Below are 25,197 nucleotides of genomic sequence, written 5' to 3'. Positions count from 1 at the left end.
GGGCAGGGCGTCAACGCTTAAGGACGATGTGACTGTAGCGCGGGTCGCAGTAGCTTTCGCGGATTGCCTCTTCGAACGGAGTCTGGGTCACCCCGAAAATAGCCTGCGTATCCACACCTTTGAAGTCATCGCCGGCCGAAAGTGCCTTGAGTTGATCGGCGGTGAATGGCGGCTTGCTGCTGAACAGGCTGTACATCCGGAGCAAGAAGGCAAAAAAGCCGATCGGGATATGCACGATCACGGTACGCAGTTGTTTTGCGCGCTTGATGGTACGAATGATATCGACATAATCCACACGCGTAGCACCGACGATATCGTAAATGTCGCCCGCAGGTTCGCGTTCTATGCACTGCACAATGCAGCGGCAGAAATCGCGCTCGTACAATGGTTGGCGCATGAACTTGCCGTCGCCGGGAATTGGGAATACCGGAGTGCGAGCCATGAAGCGCGACAACCACCCCAGGTGCTTGGGGTCGAACCAGCCGAACATCAACGTCGGGCGCAGCACGCAGTGAGGGATCCCGCTGTTGCGCACTAGCGCCTCCTGCAGCTTCTTGGTCTCCGTGTAGTCATCGGTTGCAACTGAGTTCACGACCGAAGAACTGATGTGCACCATGTAGGGGATCTGATGATCCACGCAAGCCTTCAGTACGTTTTCGGTGGCCTGCAGGTTATTGCGGTCGAACAACGTGCGGAACTTGCCGGTGATCTGTGCATGCAGCTGTACTACCAGGCGAGCGCCTGCGAACGCTTCGCTCCAAGCACCAGGTTCGGCGAGGTCGGCCAATATCGTCTTTACGTCCGGGTGCAGTTTGCGCAAGATCTCGAGGTTATGCTCGTGCTTGTCGATAGCAACCAGCTGCGTGTAACCCTGCTGTTTCATCTCGACGATGAGGTTCTGTCCCACCAGGCCTGCGGCACCGGTCAACACGATCTTGTCACTTTTCTGTGCCATGGATGGACTCTGAAACGAATGGAGGAATGGATCAGTCGCGCTTGTAGGCAACGACCAGCGCTTGCTTGCCCAAGAAATGCCAGGCGAGCGGGATGCGCAGGTACAGCGATACTAGCCACGGCGCCTGAGGTAGTCGGCTCTTGGTGGTATAGGGCAGGAATTTGGGGATCACCACCTGCGGCTCCAATCCGGCCATCAGTACTCCCTCGACGAGGCTACGGTCGCTTAGCGCCGTGTGGTGGTCGAAGTAATCCCAATACTCGCCATACAGGAAGCGAATGTTGGGTTGCAAGATGATGACTCTTCCGCCCGGCTTGAGCATGCGTGCGCTTTCCCGCAGCGTTTGCAATACCAGATCTTTGCTTGGCAGGTGCTCAAGAAAGTTGCTCATGAATACCGCATCCACGCTGGCGCTAGGGATCGAGCTGACCGCAATGCATGACTCATTGATCACGCGGATGCCATCAGCGGCGAACTTGCGTACGTCGGGATTGAGGTCAACGGCGATCTTGTGCGCGGCTCGAATGTTGTTGATGAACTCGCAATATCCCGCTCCAATGTCGACCACAGTCTCACTGGGTTTGACAAACCGGCTGAAATACTGCGTGCATAGCACCTGCCAGATTCGGTTTTTGTTAGCGAGTTCTTCCTTCGGGAAACGGTGTTGATAGAGCACGTCGAGATCGTGATCGATATCCGGCATCTCAGCACTTCCTCTGTGGATGGGTGATTTATAGCGAGATGCGACGGAAAATGAATTCCGGGATGTTCTTGATCACCAGCATAATTGCCCACCAGAAACTAGGCAGGTAGGCCACAGCGCGACGCTTGTCCACTGCACTGAGGATCCCCTTGGCAATCTGGTCCGGCTTTGCCCACAGTGCGCCCTTTTTGAAGGCAGCGGTCATGGGGGTGTCGACGAAGCCCGGCTTGATCGTGAGCACGTTGATGCCTTGCGGGCGCAGGTGTTGTCCCAGGCCGCTCAGGTAGGCGGTCACTGCGGCCTTGGCGCTTCCATAGAGGTAATTACTGGCTCGGCCGCGATCTCCGGCCACTGAGGAAATGACTGCTAGCGTAGCGCCCGACGTCAGTCGCGGCACAATCGCTGCGCACAGGGCAATCGTGGAGGTGCCGTTGGTGGCGAATTCGCGCAGCGACAGTTCGACCGATGCGTTACACGCAGCCTGATCCGGCAACGTGCCATGTGCGACCAATACGACATCGACACCGCCCAATGCTGCCCAGGCTGCATCCAGAACCTGGCCATGATGCGCATCGTCGTTGACATCCAGCACGCCGATGCTGGTTCGCGCGCCGCGGGTCGTGAGGTCGGCGGCAATCGTTTCCAGGCGCGGGACTTGGCGGCCGAGCAGGTGGATGGCCGCACCGCGTGCGGCGTAGCGTCGGGCGGTTGCTTCGGCAATGGCCGAGGTGGCCCCGATAATGAGGACGCGTTGCATGTCTACTCCGTGACCCGGCGCCAGAAGCCGGAAGAAAAACGTGGATCGAGATAGCTGCCGAACTCGCGCCAGCGGCCATAGGCACGCTGAAACGACTGCGCTGTCATACGTGCGTCCTTGGCAGGGTACAGAGCACCGCCTGCGTCGTCGACAATGCGGTCCAGTCGCTCAAGCAGGCGGAAGACGCCAGGACCGGTATTGGGAAAGTCCAATGCCAAGGTCGTGCCTGGCCTTGGGAAAGACAGCATGCCAAGGGAAGGTGTGTTGCCGAATTCCTTCAACACGGCCAGGAACGAGCCGCTGCCGCTGCGCGCGATCTCTGCAAGCAGCGCGTCCACTCCGTCCCGCGCGGTTGCGGGCGGCAAGACACATTGATACTGCAGAAAGCCAGAAGGACCGTACATGCGGTTCCAGTCACGGATTCCATCAAGCGGGTAAAAGAACGGTAAGAGGTGGCTGACGAAGCGTTTGCGCGGCGCGGGCTGGCGCCAGTAGTAGAGCGTGTTGAAAGGCCGCAGGGAGAACGTATTCACCAGCGATATCGGCGGAGTGAAAGGCATGGATAGACCTGCACCTGGCGGTTTCGGTCGCTCTTGCGCAAGCCCGGTACAGTGATCTGCGCGGGTAAAGTGCCCGCGACCACGCGCCTTGCCGCTTGCCAGACAATCGATCCACGCCACACTGTACTCGTGGCTTTCGGCTGCGGCCGCCGACAACGCAAAAAACTCATCAAGCGAGCCGAAGCGAATGTTTTCTGCTTCCAGCATGGGGCCGCCGACCCGACGCAGCTGAATTTCCGCCCAGGTGATCAGGCCGGTCAGCCCAAGTCCTCCCACTGTAGCTGCGAACCAGCGATCGGCCTCATCCGGCGTACACAATCTGCGCTCGCCGTCGCTACGCAGCAGCTCGAATGCGCGCACATGGTGGCCAAAATTGCCGGTGCGATGATGGTTCTTGCCATGCACATCGTTGGCAATGGCGCCGGCAACGGTGACGTAGCGCGTGCCGGGCGTCACCGGCAGAAACCAACCTTGCGGCAATACCAGCTCGATGATCTCGGCAAGGGTGACCCCCGCCTCGCAGCGAAGGACGCCATTGCCGGGATCAAAGGCAATGAATCGATCAAGCCCGCGTGCGCACAGCAGTGCGCCATCCGGATTCAGGCAACTATCGCCATAACTGCGTCCGTTACCACGAGGCAGCGCAAAGCCGTCGAATGCGGGCAGATTCGCCGCTCGATCATTGATCGGTAGCAGCGTCTGCTGCGCTCTGGGATACCGCCCCCAGGATTGCCCCGGCGCCATCAGATGGCACTCAGGGCGAATAACCCGCACAGCACCACAACGATCTGACTGACACGATCGGTGGCAGCGAATACGATCGGGTCGTCATGCATCTCTCCACGATGAGCAATGATCCAGACCCTGCTCACCCAATACAGCAACACCGGGCACACCAGCCAGAGCAGCTTGGGATTGCGGTACAGCTCCACACTCTCGGGACTGTTGATGTACAGCGCCATCACCATCACCGCGATGTAGCCGGCCGCCGCGCCCATGGATTGCAGCAGCGAGAGATCCTCCACCGAATAGGCCCGGCCACTGGCCTTGGTCTTGCCGCTGCTCAACATGGCATGCAGTTCCGTGTAGCGCTTGAGCAGCGCGAGCGACAGGAACATGAACATTGAAAATGCCAACAGCCAGAACGACAATTCGATACCGATCGCCACGGCGCCGCCGATGATGCGCACGGTGTAGAGCGCTGCGAGCAGCACCACGTCGATCATCACAATGCGCTTCAAACGTAGCGAATACGCCAAGGTCATGACGTAGTAAGCAAGCAAGACCAGGGTGAATTCAATATTGCATGCCAGCGACAGCAGGAGGCCTGCCACTGTCAGTGCAGGGGCAACCAGCAGGCCATGCAGAAGCGGGAGTCGGCCTGCCGCAAACGGGCGCTTGCGCTTACGCGGATGCTGACGGTCAGGCGTCAAGTCCAGCAGATCATTGAGCACATAGACGCCGGAAGCGCATAAGCCGAATGCGACCAGCGCAATCGTGGATTGCAGCACCGATTCCAGATCCAGGAATCGGTGCGCGGTCAGCAGCGGAACGAACACGAGCAGATTCTTCAGCCATTGGTGCAGGCGCAACGCTTTCAGCCACGCACGGGCCCGCGACGGGGCAGGCCAATGCGCATGCACGGTCGTCCTTTGCGCCGCTGCCCTTGCCAGTGCGGTGCCGTTGTTGACGACCCAGGCGCCCCCGGCCTTGTCCCAGACGTGCAGATCCACGCTGCCGTTGCCCGCGTAATCGAAGTTGCCCTGACCAAACGCGTCGACCAGCACCTCTGCCTTGTTGCGACCAGACAGATTGCGCTTTCCATCACTGGCAATGACCTGCTCGAAGAGGCCCAGATGCTCTGCAATGGGCTGCACCAGGAGTGCGTCGGAGGCGGTGCACAACACGCGCGGGCGTTGCGCTGTGGTGCGCAACAGCTCTAGCACCTGGTGGTTGTAGGGCAGGGTCTCTGCAGGCAGGACGACGCGGGACGCAAGTTCGCGCTTCAGCGCGGCCTTGCCACGCAACAGCCACAGCGGCAGCAAGAACACGTAGAGCGGGTTTCGCGCCAGCAACGCCAGCACCGACTCATAGAGAATGTCCGAATTCAAAAGCGTGCCATCCAGATCCACGCACAAGGCGCGTCCCGAAACAACCGGACGAGTGGTGCTGCTGGTAGGGGCGGACATCGACTGCCTGGCGATCCATTGCGGGGCGCCGATTATACCTGTCGTTCACCGCGCGCTCTTGCGGACGGCGAATTCTGCAGCAAGCATGGACATTGCACCGACGAGAATGGCGTACCAAAGCGTCACCAGGCGTGCCGCGACAGCGACCGCAATGGCGTCTGCAGTAGAAATTCCGAGCCGGTTGAGCATCAAGACGATGGCCAGTTCGGTCGAGCCGACGCCACCGGGAACAAACGACAGTGCGCCGATCAGCATCGCAAGTGGGTAAATACCGAGCGCGACAGTAGGCTCCAGTTGCAGGCCCATGCCGACGCAAAGGCTCACGAACACCGCCGATGTCAGTCCCCAGGCGATGAACCCGGCAAGCATGCTTTGCCCGAACGCAGGCAGATCCAGGCAGCTACGCAATTCCAGGGCTGCCGCAAGGAAAAAATGCGCCAGTTGCCGCAGCCAGCGGCCGGGAAGTCGCGCGGTCACGCCTTTCAGGTTGTCCAACAACGCGGGCCAGGCGGCTGCGCCGAACAGCGCGCAGACAAATCCCAGCACGACTGCAGCTAGCGCGCCCAAGGTGGGGAATACGGATGCGGCCAGCAGGGACAGCGACAGGATGACCAAAAGGTCGGATGCGCGCTCGAAGACGAAGACACCCAATGTGCGCTCGGCGGGAATGCCCATCCGCGCGAAGTAGCGAATCCGCATCAATTCGCCTGCCTTGCCTGGCGTAGCGGTCAGGGCGAAGCCCGCCAGATAGCCAGCCAGGCCAAGCCCCATTGGGACGCGATGCCCTTTGCGACGGAGCAGCCATTGCCAGCGCCAGTACCGAAACAGGTACGTCAGCGATACGGGCACGATTGCGAGCAACATCAGGTGCCAGACGTCACTCAGCCGCGAGAACGTCCCGTTCCCGTGGTCTACCCAGACCAATGCGGCGATATAGCCGCCGCATAGCAGCACGACGAAGCCGACCAGATAATCCAGACGGTGCCGCGATGTTGCGGCACCGTTGATGCGGGAAGACGAAGGCGCATCCATTGCAGCAGAAGGGCCTCAGCCCAACGCAGCCTCCAACTCCGGCAGCAGCGTAAACAAATCTCCCACCAGCCCGATATCGGCAATCTCGAAGATCGGCGATTCCGGGTCCTTGTTGATCGCCACAATCGTGCCGGCGTCCTTGATGCCGGTCAGGTGCTGGATGGCGCCGCTGATGCCGATGGCCACATACAGTTCCGGAGCGATGATCTTGCCGGTCTGGCCGACCTGTAGCTCGTTGGGTACGTAGCCGGCATCCACTGCCGCGCGCGAGGCGCCCACGGCGGCGCCGAGTTTGTCGGCCAGGCTGTAGATATGCTGGAAGTTCTCGGCCGAGCCGACGCCGCGGCCACCAGAGACCACGCGCTTTGCGCTCTGCAGGTCGGGGCGGTCGGAGCTGCCTGCTGCCAGACCGACAAAACGGGTATGGGTCGGCAACGCGGCCTCCACCGTGGCCGCCTCGACCGTCGCGCTTCCACCGCCGGCCGCTTCCGGCCAGGAGGCACTGCGCACAGTCGCGACCACGATATGCTCGGCCGGGGCCTTGACGGTGATGATGGCGTTGCCTGCATAGATCGGACGCTTGAAGGTGTAAGCGTCTTCGACCGACATCAGATCGGAGATCTGGTTGACGCCCAGCAGCGCAGCCACGACCGGCATCAGGTCCTTGCCGAAGGTGGTGGAGGGTCCAAAGACATGCGTGTAGCCCTGGCCGGCAAGCTGGGCGATCTGCGGCCCCAGCACCTGCGCGATGGCGTGTTCGTTTGCGGCGTTCGCCACCGTCAGCACTCGGGCAACACCGGCTAACTGCGCGGCTTGCGCTGCAACCGCGGCCGGGTCGGCAGCCAGCACAACCACATCAATTGAGTCGGCCGAGATCGCCAGCGCAGCGCTGAGGGTCTTGGCGGTGGCCGCATTGAGCTGACCGTTGAGATGTTCGGCAACAACGAGAACCTTGGCCATTACAGCAACCCCTTCTGCTTGAGTGCGGCCACCAGCTCGGCGGCGTCCTTGACCATCACACCGCGGCTGCGCTTGGACGGCGCGGCGTAGTGCGTGGTGGTCAGGCTGTCATGCGCGTCGACGCCCAGGTCGGCAAACGCCAGCGTTTCCAGCGGCTTGCTCTTGGCCTTCATGATGTCCGGCAGCTTGATGAAGCGCGGCTCGTTCAGGCGCAGATCGGTGGTGACCACCGCCGGCAGGTCCACTTCCAGCGTCTCCAGGCCGGCATCGACCTCGCGCGTGACCGTCGCCTTGCCATCGGCAACCACGAGCTTGCCGGCAAAGGTGGCCTGCGGGCGGCCCCAGAGTGTGGCGAGCATCTGGCCGGTCTGATTGGCATCGTCGTCGATCGCCTGCTTGCCGAGGATGACCAGATCCGGCTGTTCCTTCTCGACCAATTTGAGCAGCGCGCGCGCGGCGGTCAGCGGCTGAACAGCCGCATCGGTCACCACATGGATTGCGCGATTGGCGCCCATGGCCAGGCCGTTGCGCAGGTGCGCAGCCGCATCGGCCGGCGCCAGGGTGGCGACCACGACTTCCGTGGCGATGCCGGCATCGCGCAGGCGCAATGCTTCTTCCAGGGCGATTTCGTCGAACGGGTTGGGCGAGAGCTTGACGCCCTCGGTCACCACGCCGGAGCCATCCGGCTTGACCTGAATGCGGACGTTGTAGTCCACCACGCGCTTGTAGGCGACGAGGATTTTCATCGTGTACGAGATCCTTCAGCTATTGCGGGAAGGCCCGGCCGCGGCGGCAGGCACGGGAGTGGGGGCATTCTAACCGGGTGAAGCGAACCATGCGATGGCGTATGGATGGTGCGGTGCGGCACGTTGTCTCCCAAATTGGTCAGTGCTTAGGCCCGGTATTGCGCTAACCGTATATCCTGTGTCGTTTGAATACGCAGCGCGGTTCGCGCGCGATAAGGAGATAGGCAGTGGCAACTTGGCTAGTAACCGGCGGCGCCGGCTTCATCGGTGGGAACTTTGTTCTTGAAGCAGTGGCTCGCGGGGTGCGCGTGGTCAATCTTGACGCGCTGACCTATGCGGGAAATCTGAACACATTGGCTCCCCTGGAGGGCAACCCGCACCATGTTTTCGTCAAGGGCGACATTGGCGACGGCGCGTTGGTCGCCAGTCTGCTGCACGAACACCAGCCCGATGCGGTGCTGAATTTCGCGGCCGAGAGCCATGTGGATCGCTCGATCGAAGGTCCGGGCGCGTTCATCCAGACCAATGTGGTTGGGACCCTGGCCCTGCTTGAAGCGGTCCGTGACCACTGGAAGGCGCTTCCGAAGGAGCGTCAGGATGCGTTCCGGTTTTTGCATGTGTCCACCGATGAGGTCTACGGCACGTTGGGTGAGACCGGCAAGTTCACCGAAACCACGCCTTACGCGCCCAACTCGCCGTACTCCGCATCGAAGGCTGCTTCCGATCACCTGGTGCGCGCGTTCCACCACACCTACGGTCTGCCGGTGCTGACCACCAATTGTTCGAACAATTACGGTCCGTACCACTTCCCCGAGAAGCTCATTCCGCTGGTAATCGCCAAAGCGCTGGCTGGCGAACCACTGCCGGTCTACGGCGACGGCAAGCAGGTGCGCGACTGGTTGTTCGTCAGCGACCACTGCGAAGCGATTCGTACCGTGCTGGCGAAGGGCAAGGTCGGCGAGACCTACAACGTCGGTGGCAATTCAGAGCGGCAAAACATCGAGGTCGTACAGGCGATCTGCGCACTGTTGGATCAGCACCGTCCGCGTGACGATGGCAAGCCGCGTGCGAGCCAGATCACCTATGTGACGGATCGCCCGGGCCATGATCGCCGCTACGCGATCGACGCTTCCAAGCTGAAGAACGAACTGGGCTGGGAGCCCGCCTACACCTTCGAGCAGGGCATCGCGCAGACGGTGCATTGGTATTTGACCAACCAGGCCTGGGTGCAGGGCGTGCTGGATGGCAGTTACCGGTTGGAACGGATCGGCGCCTCGGCGTAACGCCCCCCGCAAGAGCCCGCGCAGTCGTGTGCGGGCCTCACAAGGAACTATCTCATGACACAACGTAGAGGCATTATTTTGGCGGGTGGGTCGGGCACGCGCCTGTATCCGATCACCAAGGGCGTCAGCAAGCAGCTGCTGCCAGTCTATGACAAGCCGATGATTTATTACCCGCTGAGCGTCCTGATGCTGGCAGGTATTCGCGATATTTTGATCATCAACACACCGCATGAGCAGGCGCTGTTTCAGTCTCTGCTCGGCGATGGCGCGCAATGGGGAATCAATATTCAGTACGCCGTGCAGCCCAGTCCGGACGGGCTGGCGCAGGCGTATCTGATCGGCCGCGATTTTGTCGATGGCAAGCCGAGTTGCCTGGTGTTGGGCGATAATATCTTCCATGGCCACGGTTTGACCGAAACGCTATGCCGCGCAGACGCGCGCGAGCAGGGTGCGACGGTGTTCGGTTATTGGGTCAACGATCCCGAGCGCTATGGCGTGGCCGAATTCGATCATCAGGGAAAGGTCATCGATATTGCCGAAAAGCCTGAAAAGCCCCGCTCCAACTATGCGGTCACCGGTCTGTACTTCTATGATGGAAAAGCCAGCGATTATGCGGCTGCCTTGAAACCTTCCCCGCGTGGCGAGCTGGAGATTACCGATCTCAATCGCTGCTATCTCGATGCTGGTGACCTGCATCTTGAGCCGCTGGGACGCGGGTATGCATGGCTGGATACCGGAACGCACCAGTCGCTGCATGAAGCGGCCAATTTCATCGAGACCATCCAGATGCGTCAGGGTCTGCAGGTGTGCTGCCCTGAAGAAATTGCATTCGGTCAGGGCTGGATCGATGCGGAACAGCTGGAGCGGCTGGCCGCCCCATTGCTGAAAAACGACTATGGCAAGTATCTGCACGAATTGGCTGTGCGAGGAGTAGTACCGTGAAAATCGTCGAAACCCGTTTACCAGGGTGTGTGGTCATCGAGCCGGCAGTGTTCGGCGATGAACGCGGATATTTTTTTGAAACATGGAATGCGGAGCGCTTCGGCCAGCATGGTCTGCCGACGAAATTCGTGCAAAGCAACGTGTCCACCTCGGCCAAGGGCGTGCTGCGCGGTTTGCACTACCAGTGGCCGCGTCCCCAGGGCAAGCTGGTCAGCGTGCTTGAGGGTGAGGTCTACGATGTGGCTGTCGATGTCCGCCATGGATCGCCCAACTTCGGGCAGTGGGCAGCCGTGGTGTTGAGCGCGGAAAACAAAAAGCAATTCTGGATTCCAGAGGGATTCGCGCACGGCTTTGCAGTGCTGTCGGAGCGAGCAGTGTTCAGCTACCTATGCACCGACGTCTACGTGAAGGAGGCCGATGCCGGCGTGCGCTGGGATGATGCGGCAATTGGCATCGACTGGCCGATCAGCAACCCATTGTTGTCTGCAAAGGACTCCGCCGCGCCGTTTCTGGGCGATGTGCCGGCCGAACGCCTGCCGGTGTATACGCCGTGACCACGCTGGTACTGGGAGCCAATGGACAGGTCGGCACGGAATTGCTGCGGGCATTGGCGGCCAATGGCCCGATCCTAAGTAGCACCCGCAGTGGTCGGTTGCCGGATGGGGCAGCGTGCGAGGTGGCAGACTTCGACGCACCGCAACGCCTGAGCGAATTGCTGGACCGCTTGCAGCCAAGTTGCGTCGTCAACGCAGCCGCCTATACGGCCGTCGATCGTGCCGAGCAGGAGCGTGATGCCGCCTTCCGTGCCAATGCCGAGGCGCCGTCGGTCATCGCGCAATGGTGCGCGCGCGCCAGTGTGCCCCTGGTCCATTACTCGACCGACTATGTCTTCGATGGACAGGGCACGCGCCCCTATCGGCCGGACGATGCCACCGCGCCGCTCGGCGTGTACGGGCAAAGCAAACTGGCCGGCGAGCAGGCAGTGCAGGCGGCCGGCGGCCGTCATCTGATCTTCCGCACTGCCTGGGTCTACGCGGCGCATGGACACAATTTCCTGCGCACGATGCTGCGCGTGGGCGCCGAGCGCGACGTGCTGCGCGTGGTCGCCGACCAGATCGGCACGCCAACGCCAGCGGCGTTAATCGCCGACATCACGGCGCACGCGCTGCGCCAGCCGGGCGAACCCTCCGGCTTGTGGCATCTGACCGCCGCCGGGCAGACCACCTGGCACGGCTTCGCCGAAGCCATCTTCGCGCAGGCGCGCGCGCGCGGCCTGCTCGCCCATGCGCCGCGCGTGGAGGCGATCAGCACCGCCGACTATCCCACGCCGGCCACGCGCCCGGCCTATTCGCGACTGGATATCCACAGCCTGCAGGACACCTTCGGCGTCCGCCTGCCGGACTGGCAGGATGGACTGAGCCAGGTGCTGGACACGCTCGCCCAACGATGAGCGTCGTCGGTGGTGCCACCGATCGGTGCGGCTTCAGCACCGACTCATAGCTTGCACTTCGCTTCGGCTACCATCAGGGTTGATCCGCGCCGGACCGGCGATCTGCTCCACGCAGGTCGCGGCCGACGTGGATGTGCCGCTGAAGCGGATGCCACGCACGATGCATACGTTGGATGCATGCAGGTGTGCGCTGTATCGCATCAGCCGGCACTGTGCAGGTTCTCGCGTATCCCCCAGCGGGCGCGCCAGCCCCATTGCGGGCTCGGCCGTCCCGTCATTACGCCGTGACCTGCATGCAGCGCGCTACATCCTCCCCCATCCAATGTCGCAAGGAATTCCAATGAAGATCGCTGTCGCGGGTACCGGCTATGTCGGTCTGTCCAATGGCGTATTGCTCGCCAAGCACCATGAGGTGGTGGCGCTGGACATCGTCGAGTCCAAGGTGAAGCTGCTCAACGAAGGCCGCTCGCCGATCGTCGACAAGGAACTCGAGGCCGCGCTGGCCCAGGGGGGCTTGAACTTCAAGGCTACCCTGGACGCCAAGGAGGCGTTTGCCGGCGCAGAGTTCGTGATCATCGCTACGCCCACCGACTACGATCCGGACACCAACTATTTCAACACTGGGTCGATCGAGGTCGTGATCGCCAAGGTGCTGGAGATCAATCCGCAGGCGACCATGGTGATCAAGTCGACCATTCCGGTCGGCTACGTCGCCAAGCTGCGCGCGCAGTTCGGCACCGACAACATCATCTTCTCGCCCGAATTCCTGCGCGAAGGCCGGGCGTTGTACGACAACCTGTACCCGTCCCGGATCATCGTCGGCGAGCGTTCGGCGCGTGCGGAAACCTTCGCGCGGCTGTTGCAGGAAGGCGCGCTCAAGCCCGACGTGCCGGTGTTGTTCACCGAGCCGACCGAGGCCGAGGCGATCAAGCTGTTCGCCAATACCTACCTGGCGATGCGCGTGTCCTACTTCAACGAACTGGACACCTACGCGCTTACCCATGGGTTGGATAGCCGCCAGATCATCGAGGGCATCTGCCTGGATCCGCGTATCGGCAGCCACTACAACAATCCTTCCTTCGGCTATGGCGGTTACTGCCTGCCCAAGGACACCAAGCAGTTGCTGGCCAACTACCAGAGCGTGCCGCAGAACATCATCCGGGCGATCGTCGATTCCAACACGACCCGCAAGGACTTCATTGCCGCCGACGTGCTACGGCGCAATCCCAAGGTGGTCGGCATCTATCGGCTGATCATGAAGGCCGGGTCGGACAATTTCCGGTCGTCCAGCATCCAGGGGGTGATGAAGCGCCTCAAGGCCAAGGGCGTGGACGTCATCGTGTACGAGCCGACGCTGAGCGATCCTGAGTTCTTCCGCTCGCGCGTGGTCAACGACCTGGAGGCCTTCAAGCGCGAGGCCGATGTCATCATCAGCAACCGCATGGCCGACGCGCTGCAGGATGTGCAGGACAAGGTGTATACGCGCGACCTGTTCGGCGACAACTGAGCCAGACAGGCGCTTATTAAGTCCTGGCGGTGGCGATGCCACCCGCCAGGCCGCCCATGGGATTCACGGCGATGCGGTGCTATTTACCGCCTCGCAGGCAGGTACCCGCGGTGGCGAGCCGTGGGCGATGCAGCTGCGTTGCCCGCATTCACAGGTGTGCGACACAGCCAATGAGGCGTGTGGCCTCTGATCCGCGGGCGCGTCGTATCGCGATAAACGTGGCCACGGATAACGCAGGACGGCGGCCGAAGGCCGCCGTCGATATTGCCGTCTACGGTGAGACGCGCGATCAAGCGCGGCCGTAGGTGTCTTCGAAGCGCACGATATCGTCTTCGCCCAGATAGCTGCCGGACTGCACCTCGATCAATTCCAGCGGCAGCTTGCCCGGATTGCGCAAGCGATGGGTGACGCCCAGCGGGATGTAGGTGCTCTGGTTTTCGGTCAGCAGCAGCACTTCTTCGCCACGCGTCACTTCGGCCGTGCCGCTCACCACGATCCAGTGTTCGGCGCGGTGATGATGCATCTGCAGGCTCAGCACCGCACCGGGTTTCACGGTGATGCGCTTGACCTGGTGGCGTTGGCCCATGTCGATGGAATCGTAAGCGCCCCATGGACGATAGACCTTGCGATGCCAGGTGGCCTCGGAACGGCCAGCGGTCTTGATCTGGCTGACGATGTCCTTGACCTCCTGGATGCGGTCGCGGTGGCCGACCAGCACGGCGTCCGGCGTTTCAACGACCACCACATCCTCAAGCCCAACCATGGCGATCAGGCGCGAGCCGTACGCATACGTGTTCTGGCAATCGAGCTGGATCACGTCGCCATGGTGCGCGTTGCCTTGCGCATCCTGGCTGGAAACATCCCGCAGCGAAGACCACGAACCGACGTCGTTCCAGCCCGCGTCCAAGGGCACCACGACCGCATCGGCGGTCTTTTCCATCACGGCATAATCGATTGAATCCGACGGGCTGGCGGCGAAGGCGTCCTTGTCCAGACGGGTGAAATCGGCGTCGCGCTTGCCGTTTTCCCACGCCTTCTGGCACGCATCGGCAATGGCGGGATGGAACTTGCGCAGCTCTTCGAGGTAACGCGACGCACGGAACAGGAACATGCCGCTGTTCCAGTAGTACTCGCCGCTTGCCAGGTAGCTTTGTGCGGTGGCGAGGTCGGGCTTCTCGACGAAGCGCTCGACTGCGCTTGCACCGGTACCGGCGCCGGCCTTGATATAGCCATAGCCGGTTTCGGGCGCAGTCGGCTTGATGCCGAAGGTCACCAGCTTGCCTTGCTCGGCAGCAGTCGCCGCCAAGGTCACTGCCGCCTGGAACGCAGCTTCGTTCTGAATGACGTGGTCGGAAGGCAGCACCAGCAATAGCGGGTCGGCACCGTCGCGGGTCGCTTCCAGCGCTGCAACGGCAATTGCCGGCGCCGTGTTGCGTCCCTTGGGCTCCAGCAGGATGGCCGAAGGCTTCACGCCCAACTGCTGCAACTGCTCGGCGGCCATGAAGCGGTGTTCTTCATTGGCGACCACGATGGGGGCGTGACCTGCGACGGGAGCCGCGCGCAGCCAGGTCGACTGCAGCATGCTCTTGTCGCCGACCAGCGGCAGGAACTGCTTGGGATAGGACTCGCGCGACAGCGGCCACAGGCGCGTGCCGGAGCCGCCGGACAAGATAATGGGTAGGACGTCGCTCATGGGCGGGGGAAACTCCAAAGTGCGTCTATGGGTGGGAGAGGGGTCAATCAGCCGCGCAACAGGTTAGAAATTTCCTGCGTACGCGTTTCCAGCAGTGCGGCATCGCCGCGCGTTTCCACGTTCAGGCGCAGCAGCGGCTCGGTATTGGAGCTCCGCAGGTTGAAACGCCATTGGCCAAAGTCGGCGCTGATGCCGTCGGTGTAATCCAGCTCCGGCGACAACGACGCGTAATGCTCCATCACGCGGGCAACGGAGGCCTTGGCATCGGCCACCTTGAAGTTGATCTCGCCGCTGCAGGGGAATTTCTGCATGCGCGCTTCGACCAGATCGGCCAGCGAACGGCCCGACTGCGACACCAGTTCGGCGATCAGCAGCCACGGAATCATGCCGGAGTCTGCGTAGGCGAACTCGCGGAAATAGTGGTGCGCGCTCATCTCGCCGCCGTAGACGGCATTTTCGCTGCGCATCTTTTCCTTGATGAAGGCGTGGCCGCTCTTGCACAGCACCGGAATGCCGCCGGCTTCTTCGACCTGCTCGACCGTGTTCCAGGTCAGGCGCGGGTCGTGCACGACCTTGCCGCCCGGCTGCTTGGCAAGGATGGCCTGTGCCAGCAGGCCGACCAGGTAATAGCCTTCGATGAAGCGGCCGGTGTGATCGAAGAAGAAACAACGGTCGAAGTCGCCGTCCCACGCGATACCGAAATCGGCGCCGTTGTCCTTGACCGCCTTGGCGGTGGCGTCACGGTTTTCCGGCAGCAGCGGGTTCGGAATGCCGTTGGGGAAGTTGCCATCGGGCTCATGGAACACGCGCACGAACTCGAACGGCAGATGCGGCGCAAGCAGGTCGACGATCAGACCGGCGCCGCCATTGCCGGCATTGACCACCAGCTTGAGCGGCTTGAGCGTACTGCGGTCCACGTAGCTGAGCAGGTGCTCCAGGTACTCGGTCTTGTCGGTGCGGCTCTGCTCACTGGCGGTGGGCTCGCCCGGCGCTGCGGTATCGGCCGCGACCGTGTCGCGGATGGCGAACAGACCGGTGTCCGAGCTGATCGGTCGCGCTTGCTCGCGGACCAGCTTCATCCCGTTGTAGTCCATCGGGTTGTGACTGGCGGTCACCATCACGCCGCCGGCAGCCTTGAGGTAATCGGTCTGGAAATAGACTTCCTCGGTGCCGCACAGGCCGATGTCGATCACTTCACGGCCACTGGCGCGCAGGCCCGCCGAAAGCGCTTCCTGCAGCGCCGGGCTGGCCAGGCGCACGTCGTGGCCCAGGACCACCGGCCCTTGATCCAGCTGCGCCGCCAGCGCCACGCCGATGCGGCGGGCCAAGTCCTCGTTGAGTTCATCCGGCACACGGCCGCGAATGTCGTAGGCCTTGAAGGCGGGTAGCGTCATGGGCAAATCCTGAAGTGGGGGACGCCCGAGTTTAGCGGCTGCGCCGTGTCTTGGGTGTGGCGGAATTGCGACCGGGGACAGGGAACAGTCAGCGGATAGAATGGGCGCTTCACATCAGCGAGGTGAGGGCGGTGATGCGCAGTGACGGACGTGGTGCGGCAAGCGGCAAACGCTATGCCGATGCCAAGGCAGCACTGGACGGGGTACTGGCCAATGGTCAGACCCTGGCGGTGGGCGGCTTTGGGTTGTGTGGAATCCCGGAGGCATTGATTGCAGCCGTGCGCGACAGTGGGATCGGCGGGTTGACCGTGATCTCGAACAACGCCGGCGTCGACGGATTCGGGCTTGGTCAATTATTGGCCACCCGGCAGATCCGCAAGATGATTTCGTCCTACGTGGGCGAAAACAAGGAATTCGAACGCCAATACCTGGCGGGCGAGCTCGAGCTGGAGTTCAATCCGCAAGGCACCCTGGCCGAGCGTTTGCGCGCCGGTGGCGCGGGCATTCCTGCGTTTTACACTGCCACCGGCTACGGCACGATCGTGGCCCAGGGCAAGGAAACGCGCGAATTCGACGGCAAGCATTACGTGCTTGAAACCGCGTTGCAGGCCGACGTGGCGCTGGTCAAGGCATGGCGCGCCGATACCGCCGGCAACCTGGTATTCCGTAAGACCGCGCGCAATTTCAATCCCGCCTGCGCCATGGCTGGACGCGTGTGCATCGCCGAGGTCGAGGACATCGTGGAGCTGGGCGATATCGATCCGGATCAGGTGCATCTGCCCGGCATTTACGTGGACCGCCTGGTGCTCAACGCCACGCCGGAAAAACGCATCGAACAGCGCACCGTGCGCGAAGGACAGCAGTGATGGCCTGGACCAGAGACCAGATGGCCGCACGCGCGGCACGCGAACTGACCGATGGTGCCTACGTCAACCTGGGCATCGGCCTGCCGACGCTGGTCGCCAACCACATCCCCGACGGTGTGGATGTGTGGCTGCAGTCGGAGAACGGCCTGCTTGGCATCGGCCCGTTTCCAAGCGAAGACGAAGTGGATGCAGACCTGATCAATGCAGGCAAGCAGACCGTGACCGCCCGCGCCGGTGCCAGCTATTTCGGCAGCCACGATTCATTCGCGATGATCCGTGGCGGCCACATCGACCTGGCGATTCTCGGCGCAATGCAGGTCACCGACCGTGGCGATCTGGCCAACTGGATGGTGCCCGGCAAGATGGTCAAGGGCATGGGCGGTGCAATGGATCTGGTGGCCGGCGTCAAGCGCGTGGTGGTGTTGATGGAGCACGTCGCCAAGGACGGAGGCCACAAGATCTTGCGCGAATGCGACCTGCCACTGACCGGCGTCGGGGTGGTGGCCCGCATCATTACCGATCTGGCGGTGTTCGATGTCACTGCAGATGGATTGGTGCTGGTGGAGGCGGCAGACGGAGTGGAGTTGGACGAGTTGCGCCACAAGACGGGCGTTGAATTTGCGACCTGACCGAGGCGATCTACGCAACGGCGAGCGCATGAGCAACTAGCGACACGCAAGGCGCCTCAAGGCGCCTTGCGTGCGTAGCGGTAAGGTCCGGTTGCGGTAGGTTGAGCGATTCCCAACAGCTGTTCGACTGTTGCGACATGATGTCCGCAGTGGCCTACCGCAACAGCCAGGAAGCGCTCGATCGCATGGGCCAATGTCCCATCGATCTGACCTTGCTCGTCTTCAAATTCACTGGGATGCAAGTGCGCATCCAATAACGGACGTAGCGCTTCCAGCTTGACCCAGAACATACTGCCGGACGCGAACATGCTGTGTTCGTTTATTGCGTCCGTGCCTGTGCGGACAGCGAGGTAATCGAGTGCATCGGCATTGCCGCCGATAAAGTCGGTGACGGGTAACAAGTGCTGCGCGGGCGCCGCGAGGCCGAGCAGGGGGTCGTCGGCGAATCCGCGCATGATTGCATCGACGTGCTGCGGCGCGAGCAATGCGGAGAACATTTCGCGCCGCCACGTGTCCCCATCCTCGCGGTGGGTCGATTTTTTCGTGTGCAGCTTCAAAACCACCTGCTCGCCTTCGTCGAGCAATCGATTGGCAACCCGCAGGAAAGGAAGAATATCGCGCCCACGATTTTCGAAGCCTTCCACCTGCGCCTGGACGCCGCGCTGCTGCAGGCGCTGGCGAACCTGCTCGACCATCGTGATATCGGTAGTGATGACGAGCCGCAGCGACAGTCCGCAGTGAGCAATTGCCTCTAGCGCTTCGTCCAGTACGTCGAGGTACCAGGCGTGCAACACCACGCAGACATCGCGCTGATCAGAGCCGGTGGCGGCTCCTGCCGTGTGCAACAGCGCTTGCCGTGTCGCGTGCAGCCATGCGTACCCAAGGCGGGTATCGGGTTCGAGCACAGCGCCCTCGGCCCACTCGTTCCAGGCGTTGATGAACACCAAGCGATGCGCGGGCGGCGTATTCCTTAGACGATCCCGTACGGTACGCATCAGCCAATCGCGATAGCGGCGAGGTGATGCATGCAGATAAATGCGGCCCTTTCCCGAGCGCCGCGGCTCATTGTCCCAGCCAGGGTTTACGCCCGGGTACAAGGTGTACTCGCGCAGGGGGCGCTGTTCCATGTCGCGGGCAAGTTCTCGCCAGTCGAGTACGTCGCCATTGAATTCTGGATTGATCAAGCGCTGTCGGGCAGCCACCGAAGGCGGTGTGCTCATATTTGGCGGGAATTCGACAGCAGCATCGAATCCGATATCGCGCGGGTCGGGCCGTTCGAAACCCTGCACATACGCAAGGTGAATCTCGCCGATTCCGTGGTCGCGGCACCAGCTCCGCCAGCGATCGGCTGTCTGTGCGGGTTCAGGCATCAAATGTGGTCGATACACCAACAGCACCGGCCGCCCTTCGACGCGCAGGTACTTGGGATTTCGCATGTAAGTTGCGACATGCGCGATAAAGGCCAGGTCGTCATCCACATCATGCGCCTGATCGATCAGGATATCGTCGCCGCGGCCATCCCAGCGGCGTGCCCATTTTTCATTGGCCCAGCAAAGACAGAACGGCAGGGTGATCGTGTCATCCTGATGCCATTGGGTGATCGGCATTTCCAGCAAGGTCTTGCCGGCAAACCAATAGAAATAAAAACAGAAGGCGCCAAGGCCATACTCTTGCGCAAGGCGCGCCTGCTCGCGCATGACAAGGGGATTGCGAAGGTCGTAGAAGCCCAGATCCGCCGGGAGTCTGGGGTGCTGATGGCCTTCGAACTGGGGAAGCGCACGGCTGACATTGCGCCATTCGGTGAATCCCTTGCCCCACCATGCATCGTTTTCGGGGATCGGATGAAATTGCGGCAGATAAAACGCGATCAGCTGGGCGGGAAGCGTTTCGGGCAGCGTGGTCGCACTGTATGGGACATATCCAATCGCTGCTTCGTCGCTGCGGACTGTTGGCCGTCGCGAGCTGCCATGGCGCACCCGGCCGCGTGCCGGTTCCGGGACCCAGTCCGCATGTCGATCCAGAAACCAACCGCGCCAGCGGTCGCGCGTTGCGTCGCTCAGCGGTATCGCACGAAATCCTGCGCGCAACAGACCGAACACCGATGTGCGCAGGCGCGACTGCAGCGAGCGACCGGGCGCACTCACAGATTCTGGTAGTTCGGACCAGAACCACCCTCCGGCGTGACCCAGGTGATGATTTCGTACGGGTCCTTGATGTCGCAGGTCTTGCAGTGCACGCAGTTGGCCGCGTTGATCTGCAGACGCTTGCCGGAGGGGCTGGCGGTGTCTGCGACCATTTCGTAGACGTTGGCCGGGCAGAAACGGGTGCAGGGGTTGTCGTATTCGGTGACGCAGCGGGTGGCGCATACATCGGTGTCCAGCACCTTCAGATGTACCGGCTGGTCTTCATCGTGCTCGGTGGCGGCGAAATACACGGCTTGCAGGCGATCGCGCGGGGCGAGGTCGCGGGTGACGTAGTCGCGCTTGGGCTGTTCGTACTCGCCGAGCTTGTGCAGCGCCGACCAGTCGGGTTTGTTCTTCAGCGTCCACGGCGAAGCGCCCTTGAGCGCGGTTTCCCAGGCCGCGTTGAGCAGGCCGAACCACAGCCCCTTCTTGAAACCGGGCTTGATGTTGCGGACTTGCTTCAGCTCGGCCATGACCTCGGAGGCGCGCAATTTGGCATCGAAGCCCTGCGGCGCCAGCTGCGATTGCACCAGGTGTTCGGCGGCCAGCATGCCGCTGCGGATCGCCTGGTGGGTGCCCTTGATCTTGGGTACGTTGAGCAGGCCGGCGGTGTCGCCGATGAGCAAGGCGCCGGGCATGTCCACTCTCGGCAGCGATTGCCAACCGCCGCTGACCAGTGCGCGGGCGCCGGCAGACACAATGCTGCCACCTTCCAGCAGCGGCTTGATCATGGGGTGGTTCTTCCATTGCTGGAAGGCTTCCCACGGTTGGTAGGCCGGGTCGCTGTAGTCCAGCCCGCTCACATAACCGAGCGCGATCTGGTTGTTGTCCAGGTGATAGACGAAGCTGCCGCCGTAGGTGCGGTTGTCGGCTGGCCAGCCAATGGTGTGCACGATCTTGCCGGGCGTGACGCGGCCTTCGGGCACCTGCCACAGCTCCTTGATGCCGATCGAATAGCCTTGCGGGTCGCTGTCGGCGGTGAGGTCGAAGCGCTTGAGCAGCCGCTTGGTCAGGTGGCCACGCGCGCCTTCGGCCAGCACGGTGACCTTGGCGCGGATGTCGATGCCGGCGGTGTAGCCGGGCTTGTGCGTGCCGTCTTTTGCAATACCCATGTCGCCAATGCGCACGCCCACCACCTGGCCGCTGTCGTCGTGCAGCGTTTCGGCGGCGGCGAACCCTGGATAGATTTCCACGCCCAGCGCTTCGGCCTGCGGCGCCAGCCAGGCGCACATCGCGCCCAGGCTGACGATGAAGTTGCCATGGTTGCGCATGCCCGGCGGCACCACCGGGAACTTGCGTGCGCTGTCCTTGCCGAGGAACCAGAATTCGTCGTCGGTGGCCGCCACGCAGATCGGCGGCGGATTGTCGCGCCAGCCTGGCAGCAATGCATCCAGCGGGCCGGGCTCGATCACCGCACCGGACAGGATATGCGCGCCGATGGTGCTGGATTTTTCGATCACGCAGACGCTGATGTTCGGATCGAGCTGCTTGAGCCGGATCGCGAACGACAGCCCGGCCGGACCGGCACCGACGGTGACGACGTCGTATTCCATGACGTCGCGCTCGACCGCCTCTGACGCGTGTGCGCCCACTCCCGCTTCCGACATTGCTCCGCTCCCGTTGGCTCGATGGCTGTTGCGCATTTTCCGGGATTGCATGTGACGGCGGCAAATCGGGTCGATTCATCCGCGCCATGCGGGGCTGCGTGCTAGCGTTTCCGGAATGAAGATTCGGGTGGCATTGCCGGGGGCGGAGATCAACTGGTGGCGTGGTTGGCTGCCGCCCGCGCAGGCCGATGCGCTGATGCAGGCGCTGCTGGCGCAGACGCACTGGGAGGTGCACCGCATCCGGATGTTCGGACGCATGGTGGATTCGCCGCGCCTGAGCAGCTGGATCGGCGATCCGGAGGCGAGCTATCGCTACTCGGGCACACGGTTCTCGCCACAGCCCTGGCTGGAGGTGCTGCAGCCCGTGCGCATGCGGCTGGAGGACGAAACCGGTCACCGGTTCAACAGCGTGCTGGTCAATCGCTACCGAAGTGGCAGCGATGCGATGGGCTGGCACAGCGACGACGAGCCTGAGCTGGGCGCGCAGCCATTGATTGCCTCGGTGAGCCTGGGTGCGACGCGGCGCTTTGCGTTCAAGCACCGCGACGATGCGGCCCTGAAGCAAATGCTGGAGCTCGGTCACGGCGACCTGTTGCTGATGGGCGGCGACACCCAGCGCCACTACAAACACGCTTTGCCGCGCACCGCCAAGCCGGTCGACGAGCGCATCAATCTGACCTTTCGTCAGATCGCGGTGCGCGTGTCCCAGCCATGAGCGGCTAGCAACTTGCAGCGCGCTCGCCTGGGCAGTGAGCCCGGTGGGCGTGTCGGCCGCAGCTTGCGTGGGCGCAACCAGCAATCCAGGTCAAACGATGAGTGGATCGAGTGCGCGGTTCCCTCACCGCTTGCGGAACACGCCGTGAACCCATCCATGCGGGCTCGATGGCGGTATCCATGCCGCCAACGGTCCCGCAAGCGGCAAGGACACCGCACCAGAAAGTGCATTGATGACGTGATTGAAGAGCGAGGACGCCCCGCCCAGACAGTCGACTGGCTGCTGTGTTGAAGAACGAGCAGACCGCGTCGAGAAGCCGCTACGTGCTTTTTTGAAAGCTGTGCACACCGAGCATCTCAACTGGTCCTTGCCCGCCTAGCCTCGCCGAGCCCTTGGCGGCATGGATGCCGCCAGGAAGCATGCAGGGACGTACTTGCAGCGTGGCTGGCGATGGTGGGCGGGTAAGCGCCCTGCAGCCATGGCACAGATCAGCCGCTCTGCAAGAGACCGGCGTGACGTCGCCTGTCAGCCGCTTCAAGCCTGTCGCTTGCGCTTACAACGAACGCGGCACGTTCTGGCTGTCCTGTTGCCCGGCGGTTAGCGTCCAGCCGACCAGCTCGGTGGTGATCTGGGTCAGCGCCTGCTCGAAAGCCACCGCGACTGCGGCGGTATCGGTGCCGGTGGACGGGCGCGCGACCAGGAAGGTGCGCGAGGCGACCACGCGTTGGTCGGTCGAATGCAGCAATTTGGCGTTGAGCTCGATCGTGGCCGAGGGCAGCGACTGGCCGGCGTAATCGGATTCGAAGCGGCGCAGATCGATCGCCAGCTTGTAGTCCGAGCGGATGCCGGTGCCGATATGGGCCACCGCGGCGATCTTGCCGGAGTCTTCGAACGCGCGCACCACGCTGTCTTCCAGCATGTCGGTGGCTGGCTGTGCCCAGCCAGCGCCGTGGTAGACCTGCAGTTCGCCAGGGGTCGGGCGCACATTGATGCGCGGGCTGTCAATGACGCGTGCGGCGCTGGGCTTGGCCACCACCAGCTGCCAGGTCACCTGCGGCCAGGTGGGATTGGGCGTCACGCGCACCGTCGGGGCGTAGATGGTGGCCGGCTTCTGGTCGCCGCCGGTCAGCACCGAGCAGCCGCCCAGCGCCAGCAACGAGGCGCACAGCAGGGGACGCAACACACGCATGGCAGTCATTTCGGTTCGAACTCCTTGGGTGCGTCGCGGCCGAGCAGGTAGCGCGCAGGGTTGTTGTCCAGTTTGTCGCTGACCCGGCGCAGGTCGCGGATCAGGCCGCGCAATTCGGTCAGTGTGGGGCCGAGCTGGCCCAGCCCATCGTTGGCAAAACTATTGATGGCCGCGCGGTTCTCGCCAAGGATGTTGTCGGCATTGCCGGCGGCCGAATCCAGCTTGACCAGGGTGGCATCGAGTTTTTCCAGGATGCCCGGCAGCTGCTGTACCAGGTTCTGGTCCAGCCGCTTGATGGTGCCGTTGGTGGTGGTCAGGGTGGTGTCCAGATTGCGCGCGGCGTCGCGCGCGCTGACGATCAGTGCCTGCATGCCTTCGTCGCGATCGGCGATGCCACCGCTGATCTTCTCCAGGTTCTGCAGCGTGGCCGAAATGCTGGCCACATTCTTGTCCGAGAGCATCTGGTCCATGCGCTCGACGATGCGATTGGCGGTGTCGGTGATGTTCTGCAGCGCCGACGGGGTGGTCTGGATGATCGGCGCGTCGCTCTTGTCGATGCTGGTCAGCGCCGGCGCTTCGGGCGTGCCGCCGGAGAGCTGGATGATCGACGGGCCGGTCAGACTGGTGATCGCCAGCTTGGCGCGGGTGTCGCTCTTGATCGGCGTGGTGGAGTTGACGCGCACATGCGCGACCACCTGCCGCGGGTCGTTCGGCGCCAGGGTCAGCTCGGTGATCGAGCCGACCGCGATGCCGTTGTACTGCACCGGGCTGCCGACCGACAGGCCGGTCACTGCCTCGCGGAACACCACCCGGTATTGCTGCCAGGTGCGGTCGGAGGAGTACTTGGCGGCCCATAGCCCGAACAGCAGCAGGGCCAGGCCGGCCACGATGGTGAAGGCGCCGATCAGGACGTAATTGGCTTTGGTTTCCATGCTCAGGCGGTCTCGGTGGAGTCGGTCTTGGCCGCGCGCGCGGCGCGGGCGCGCGGACCGTGAAAATAGTCCTGGATCCAGGGGTGATCGATCTGCTCGACCTCGGCCAGCGGCGCGTTGGCGATCACCTTGCGGTCGGCCAGTACCGCGATGCGGTCGCAGATGGCGTACAGCGTATCCAGGTCGTGGGTGATCAGGAACACGGTCAGGCCCAGGGCCTGCTGCAAGGTGCGGATCAGACGGTCGAAGGCGGCCGCACCGATCGGGTCCAGCCCGGCGGTGGGTTCGTCCAGGAACAGCAACGGTGGATCCAGCGCCAGCGCACGTGCCAGTCCGGCACGCTTGCGCATGCCGCCGGACAATTGCGAAGGCAGCTTGTCCAGCGCATCGGCCGGCAGGCCGGCGAGCTTGATCTTCAGCAGCGCCAGTTCGAAATACCAGCGCTCGGGAAACTCGCCATGGTGTTCCTTCAGCGGCACCTGCACGTTTTCGCCCACGGTCATCGACGAAAACAGCGCCCCGTCCTGAAACAGCACGCCGGTGTTGCGGGTGATGTGCTGGCGGTCGGCGAACCGGCCCGAGCGCGCGTCCGCGCCCAGCACCTGGATGCTGCCGGCGTCGGGTTCGCGCAGGCCCAGGATGCTGCGCATCAGCACCGACTTGCCGGTGCCCGAACCGCCGACCACGCCGAGGATTTCGCCGCGCCGCACGTCCAGATCCAGGTCTTCGTGCACGGTCTGGCTACCGAAACGGTTGGTGAGCCCGCGCACGGAAATCGCCAGCTGTTCGTCGTCGGCCTCGGCCTGTGGGCCGGGATTGGGGAGTGGGGATTCGGGATTGGTCACAGCACCTTCCTCTCCAATACCAGTGCAAGCGCCGCGCTGCGGCTTTGTACGAATCCCGAA

23 protein-coding genes are annotated in these 25,197 nt (G+C 62.8%); 8 read left to right on the top strand and 15 right to left on the bottom strand.

The features are described from left to right. Positions 1-10: 10 nt before the first annotated feature. From ACCQ16_RS17155 to ACCQ16_RS17120, 8 genes are all read right to left on the bottom strand, one after another. On the bottom strand, positions 11-955 hold the full coding sequence (locus ACCQ16_RS17155) for an NAD-dependent epimerase/dehydratase family protein (RefSeq protein WP_277573453.1): 945 nt from the start codon (positions 953-955) through the stop codon (positions 11-13). A gap of 31 nt (positions 956-986) precedes the next feature. Further along, positions 987-1,658, bottom strand: coding sequence for a class I SAM-dependent methyltransferase (locus tag ACCQ16_RS17150; RefSeq protein WP_218503234.1), 672 nt, complete (start codon positions 1,656-1,658; stop codon positions 987-989). 28 nt (positions 1,659-1,686) lie between these two features. Continuing rightward, the gene (locus tag ACCQ16_RS17145; protein WP_277573452.1) at positions 1,687-2,415 is read right to left on the bottom strand and encodes an SDR family oxidoreductase; all 729 of its coding nucleotides are present in this window, start codon (positions 2,413-2,415) and stop codon (positions 1,687-1,689) included. Between the two features lie 2 nt (positions 2,416-2,417). Next, a complete protein-coding gene (locus ACCQ16_RS17140) occupies positions 2,418-3,719 on the bottom strand; it encodes an FAD-binding oxidoreductase (RefSeq protein ID WP_031424938.1) in 1,302 nt (433 codons plus the stop codon). After that, the gene (locus ACCQ16_RS17135) at positions 3,719-5,107 is read right to left on the bottom strand and encodes a UbiA family prenyltransferase (protein WP_127166869.1); all 1,389 of its coding nucleotides are present in this window, start codon (positions 5,105-5,107) and stop codon (positions 3,719-3,721) included. Before ACCQ16_RS17135 ends, ACCQ16_RS17140 begins: the two co-directional genes overlap by 1 nt. A 102-nt stretch (positions 5,108-5,209) precedes the next feature. Beyond that, positions 5,210-6,196: a lysylphosphatidylglycerol synthase transmembrane domain-containing protein gene (locus ACCQ16_RS17130; protein WP_008576936.1), complete on the bottom strand. Its 987-nt coding sequence runs from the start codon at positions 6,194-6,196 to the stop codon at positions 5,210-5,212. A gap of 15 nt (positions 6,197-6,211) precedes the next feature. Beyond that, positions 6,212-7,156: an electron transfer flavoprotein subunit alpha/FixB family protein gene (locus ACCQ16_RS17125; RefSeq protein WP_029820294.1), complete on the bottom strand. Its 945-nt coding sequence runs from the start codon at positions 7,154-7,156 to the stop codon at positions 6,212-6,214. After that, entirely contained in the window at positions 7,156-7,902 is a 747-nt protein-coding gene (locus ACCQ16_RS17120; RefSeq protein ID WP_218533137.1) for an electron transfer flavoprotein subunit beta/FixA family protein, read from the bottom strand. Before ACCQ16_RS17120 ends, ACCQ16_RS17125 begins: the two co-directional genes overlap by 1 nt. A gap of 227 nt (positions 7,903-8,129) precedes the next feature. Here ACCQ16_RS17120 and rfbB point away from each other — a divergent pair, with 227 nt between their 5' ends. The 5 genes from rfbB (at position 8,130) to ACCQ16_RS17095 (ending at position 13,084) form a co-directional block, all read left to right on the top strand. Continuing rightward, on the top strand, positions 8,130-9,185 hold the full coding sequence (rfbB, locus tag ACCQ16_RS17115) for a dTDP-glucose 4,6-dehydratase (RefSeq protein ID WP_031424434.1): 1,056 nt from the start codon (positions 8,130-8,132) through the stop codon (positions 9,183-9,185). 54 nt (positions 9,186-9,239) lie between these two features. Beyond that, on the top strand, positions 9,240-10,127 hold the full coding sequence (gene rfbA, locus ACCQ16_RS17110; RefSeq protein ID WP_055026741.1) for a glucose-1-phosphate thymidylyltransferase RfbA: 888 nt from the start codon (positions 9,240-9,242) through the stop codon (positions 10,125-10,127). After that, positions 10,124-10,681 (top strand): dTDP-4-dehydrorhamnose 3,5-epimerase, encoded by a 558-nt coding sequence (gene rfbC, locus ACCQ16_RS17105; RefSeq protein ID WP_011052372.1) that lies wholly within the window; start codon positions 10,124-10,126, stop codon positions 10,679-10,681. The genes rfbA and rfbC overlap by 4 nt, the downstream gene beginning before the upstream one ends. Then, the gene (rfbD, locus tag ACCQ16_RS17100; RefSeq protein ID WP_008576951.1) at positions 10,678-11,577 is read left to right on the top strand and encodes a dTDP-4-dehydrorhamnose reductase; all 900 of its coding nucleotides are present in this window, start codon (positions 10,678-10,680) and stop codon (positions 11,575-11,577) included. The genes rfbC and rfbD overlap by 4 nt, the downstream gene beginning before the upstream one ends. 340 nt (positions 11,578-11,917) lie before the next feature. Next, positions 11,918-13,084 carry a nucleotide sugar dehydrogenase gene (locus ACCQ16_RS17095; RefSeq protein ID WP_008576953.1) on the top strand — a complete coding sequence of 389 codons (1,167 nt, stop codon included), beginning with the start codon at positions 11,918-11,920 and terminating at the stop codon, positions 13,082-13,084. Positions 13,085-13,373: 289 nt separating this feature from the next. Here ACCQ16_RS17095 and ACCQ16_RS17090 read toward each other — a convergent pair whose 3' ends face one another. Together ACCQ16_RS17090 and ACCQ16_RS17085 are read right to left on the bottom strand one after the other, a co-directional pair. After that, positions 13,374-14,777, bottom strand: coding sequence for a mannose-1-phosphate guanylyltransferase/mannose-6-phosphate isomerase (locus ACCQ16_RS17090; RefSeq protein ID WP_031424428.1), 1,404 nt, complete (start codon positions 14,775-14,777; stop codon positions 13,374-13,376). A gap of 47 nt (positions 14,778-14,824) precedes the next feature. Continuing rightward, positions 14,825-16,171, bottom strand: coding sequence for a phosphohexomutase domain-containing protein (locus ACCQ16_RS17085; RefSeq protein WP_277573451.1), 1,347 nt, complete (start codon positions 16,169-16,171; stop codon positions 14,825-14,827). A 134-nt stretch (positions 16,172-16,305) separates the two neighbouring features. On the opposite strand from ACCQ16_RS17085, the gene ACCQ16_RS17080 reads away from it, so the two are divergent. Together ACCQ16_RS17080 and ACCQ16_RS17075 are read left to right on the top strand one after the other, a co-directional pair. Then, positions 16,306-17,037: a CoA transferase subunit A gene (locus tag ACCQ16_RS17080; protein WP_008576961.1), complete on the top strand. Its 732-nt coding sequence runs from the start codon at positions 16,306-16,308 to the stop codon at positions 17,035-17,037. Then, positions 17,037-17,666 carry a CoA transferase subunit B gene (locus tag ACCQ16_RS17075; protein ID WP_218539903.1) on the top strand — a complete coding sequence of 210 codons (630 nt, stop codon included), beginning with the start codon at positions 17,037-17,039 and terminating at the stop codon, positions 17,664-17,666. Before ACCQ16_RS17080 ends, ACCQ16_RS17075 begins: the two co-directional genes overlap by 1 nt. Before the next feature lie 56 nt (positions 17,667-17,722). Here ACCQ16_RS17075 and ACCQ16_RS17070 read toward each other — a convergent pair whose 3' ends face one another. Together ACCQ16_RS17070 and ACCQ16_RS17065 are read right to left on the bottom strand one after the other, a co-directional pair. After that, positions 17,723-19,810: a glycoside hydrolase family 99-like domain-containing protein gene (locus tag ACCQ16_RS17070; RefSeq protein WP_029820286.1), complete on the bottom strand. Its 2,088-nt coding sequence runs from the start codon at positions 19,808-19,810 to the stop codon at positions 17,723-17,725. Continuing rightward, positions 19,807-21,456, bottom strand: a complete 1,650-nt coding sequence (locus tag ACCQ16_RS17065) for an electron transfer flavoprotein-ubiquinone oxidoreductase (protein ID WP_277573450.1) — start codon at positions 21,454-21,456, stop codon at positions 19,807-19,809. The genes ACCQ16_RS17070 and ACCQ16_RS17065 overlap by 4 nt, the downstream gene beginning before the upstream one ends. Positions 21,457-21,571: 115 nt before the next feature. Between ACCQ16_RS17065 and ACCQ16_RS17060 the strand changes: the two genes are divergently transcribed. Next, positions 21,572-22,171, top strand: coding sequence for an alpha-ketoglutarate-dependent dioxygenase AlkB family protein (locus ACCQ16_RS17060; protein ID WP_277573449.1), 600 nt, complete (start codon positions 21,572-21,574; stop codon positions 22,169-22,171). Positions 22,172-22,724: 553 nt separating this feature from the next. Here ACCQ16_RS17060 and ACCQ16_RS17055 read toward each other — a convergent pair. The 3 genes from ACCQ16_RS17055 to ACCQ16_RS17045 are packed head-to-tail and all read right to left on the bottom strand — an operon-like array spanning position 22,725 to position 25,137. Continuing rightward, complete coding sequence (locus tag ACCQ16_RS17055) at positions 22,725-23,369, bottom strand: ABC-type transport auxiliary lipoprotein family protein (protein ID WP_031424419.1); 645 nt, start codon at positions 23,367-23,369, stop codon at positions 22,725-22,727. After that, positions 23,366-24,292 (bottom strand): MlaD family protein, encoded by a 927-nt coding sequence (locus ACCQ16_RS17050; protein ID WP_008576973.1) that lies wholly within the window; start codon positions 24,290-24,292, stop codon positions 23,366-23,368. The genes ACCQ16_RS17055 and ACCQ16_RS17050 overlap by 4 nt, the downstream gene beginning before the upstream one ends. A gap of 2 nt (positions 24,293-24,294) precedes the next feature. After that, positions 24,295-25,137, bottom strand: coding sequence for an ABC transporter ATP-binding protein (locus ACCQ16_RS17045; RefSeq protein WP_127166880.1), 843 nt, complete (start codon positions 25,135-25,137; stop codon positions 24,295-24,297). Positions 25,138-25,197: the final 60 nt, after the last annotated feature.

It is taken from the genome of Xanthomonas sp. NCPPB 1062, from assembly GCF_041481705.2.
Classification (GTDB): domain Bacteria; phylum Pseudomonadota; class Gammaproteobacteria; order Xanthomonadales; family Xanthomonadaceae; genus Xanthomonas; species Xanthomonas euvesicatoria.
The sequence above is the reverse complement of the archived record's forward strand: the minus strand, read 5'-3'. Positions and strand labels throughout refer to the sequence as shown.

What these genes read in the sequence shown, in the direction of transcription:
- ACCQ16_RS17155 (WP_277573453.1), bottom strand. Translation starts at nt 955, where the DNA reads ATGGCACAGAAAAGTGACAAGATCGTGTTGACCGGTGCCGCAGGCCTG.
- ACCQ16_RS17150 (WP_218503234.1), bottom strand. Translation starts at nt 1,658, where the DNA reads ATGCCGGATATCGATCACGATCTCGACGTGCTCTATCAACACCGTTTC.
- ACCQ16_RS17145 (WP_277573452.1), bottom strand. Translation starts at nt 2,415, where the DNA reads ATGCAACGCGTCCTCATTATCGGGGCCACCTCGGCCATTGCCGAAGCA.
- ACCQ16_RS17140 (WP_031424938.1), bottom strand. Translation starts at nt 3,719, where the DNA reads ATGGCGCCGGGGCAATCCTGGGGGCGGTATCCCAGAGCGCAGCAGACG.
- ACCQ16_RS17130 (WP_008576936.1), bottom strand. Translation starts at nt 6,196, where the DNA reads ATGGATGCGCCTTCGTCTTCCCGCATCAACGGTGCCGCAACATCGCGG.
- ACCQ16_RS17125 (WP_029820294.1), bottom strand. Translation starts at nt 7,156, where the DNA reads ATGGCCAAGGTTCTCGTTGTTGCCGAACATCTCAACGGTCAGCTCAAT.
- ACCQ16_RS17120 (WP_218533137.1), bottom strand. Translation starts at nt 7,902, where the DNA reads ATGAAAATCCTCGTCGCCTACAAGCGCGTGGTGGACTACAACGTCCGC.
- rfbA (WP_055026741.1), top strand. Translation starts at nt 9,240, where the DNA reads ATGACACAACGTAGAGGCATTATTTTGGCGGGTGGGTCGGGCACGCGC.
- ACCQ16_RS17095 (WP_008576953.1), top strand. Translation starts at nt 11,918, where the DNA reads ATGAAGATCGCTGTCGCGGGTACCGGCTATGTCGGTCTGTCCAATGGC.
- ACCQ16_RS17090 (WP_031424428.1), bottom strand. Translation starts at nt 14,777, where the DNA reads ATGAGCGACGTCCTACCCATTATCTTGTCCGGCGGCTCCGGCACGCGC.
- ACCQ16_RS17085 (WP_277573451.1), bottom strand. Translation starts at nt 16,171, where the DNA reads ATGACGCTACCCGCCTTCAAGGCCTACGACATTCGCGGCCGTGTGCCG.
- ACCQ16_RS17080 (WP_008576961.1), top strand. Translation starts at nt 16,306, where the DNA reads ATGCGCAGTGACGGACGTGGTGCGGCAAGCGGCAAACGCTATGCCGAT.
- ACCQ16_RS17075 (WP_218539903.1), top strand. Translation starts at nt 17,037, where the DNA reads ATGGCCTGGACCAGAGACCAGATGGCCGCACGCGCGGCACGCGAACTG.
- ACCQ16_RS17065 (WP_277573450.1), bottom strand. Translation starts at nt 21,456, where the DNA reads ATGTCGGAAGCGGGAGTGGGCGCACACGCGTCAGAGGCGGTCGAGCGC.
- ACCQ16_RS17060 (WP_277573449.1), top strand. Translation starts at nt 21,572, where the DNA reads ATGAAGATTCGGGTGGCATTGCCGGGGGCGGAGATCAACTGGTGGCGT.
- ACCQ16_RS17055 (WP_031424419.1), bottom strand. Translation starts at nt 23,369, where the DNA reads ATGACTGCCATGCGTGTGTTGCGTCCCCTGCTGTGCGCCTCGTTGCTG.
- ACCQ16_RS17050 (WP_008576973.1), bottom strand. Translation starts at nt 24,292, where the DNA reads ATGGAAACCAAAGCCAATTACGTCCTGATCGGCGCCTTCACCATCGTG.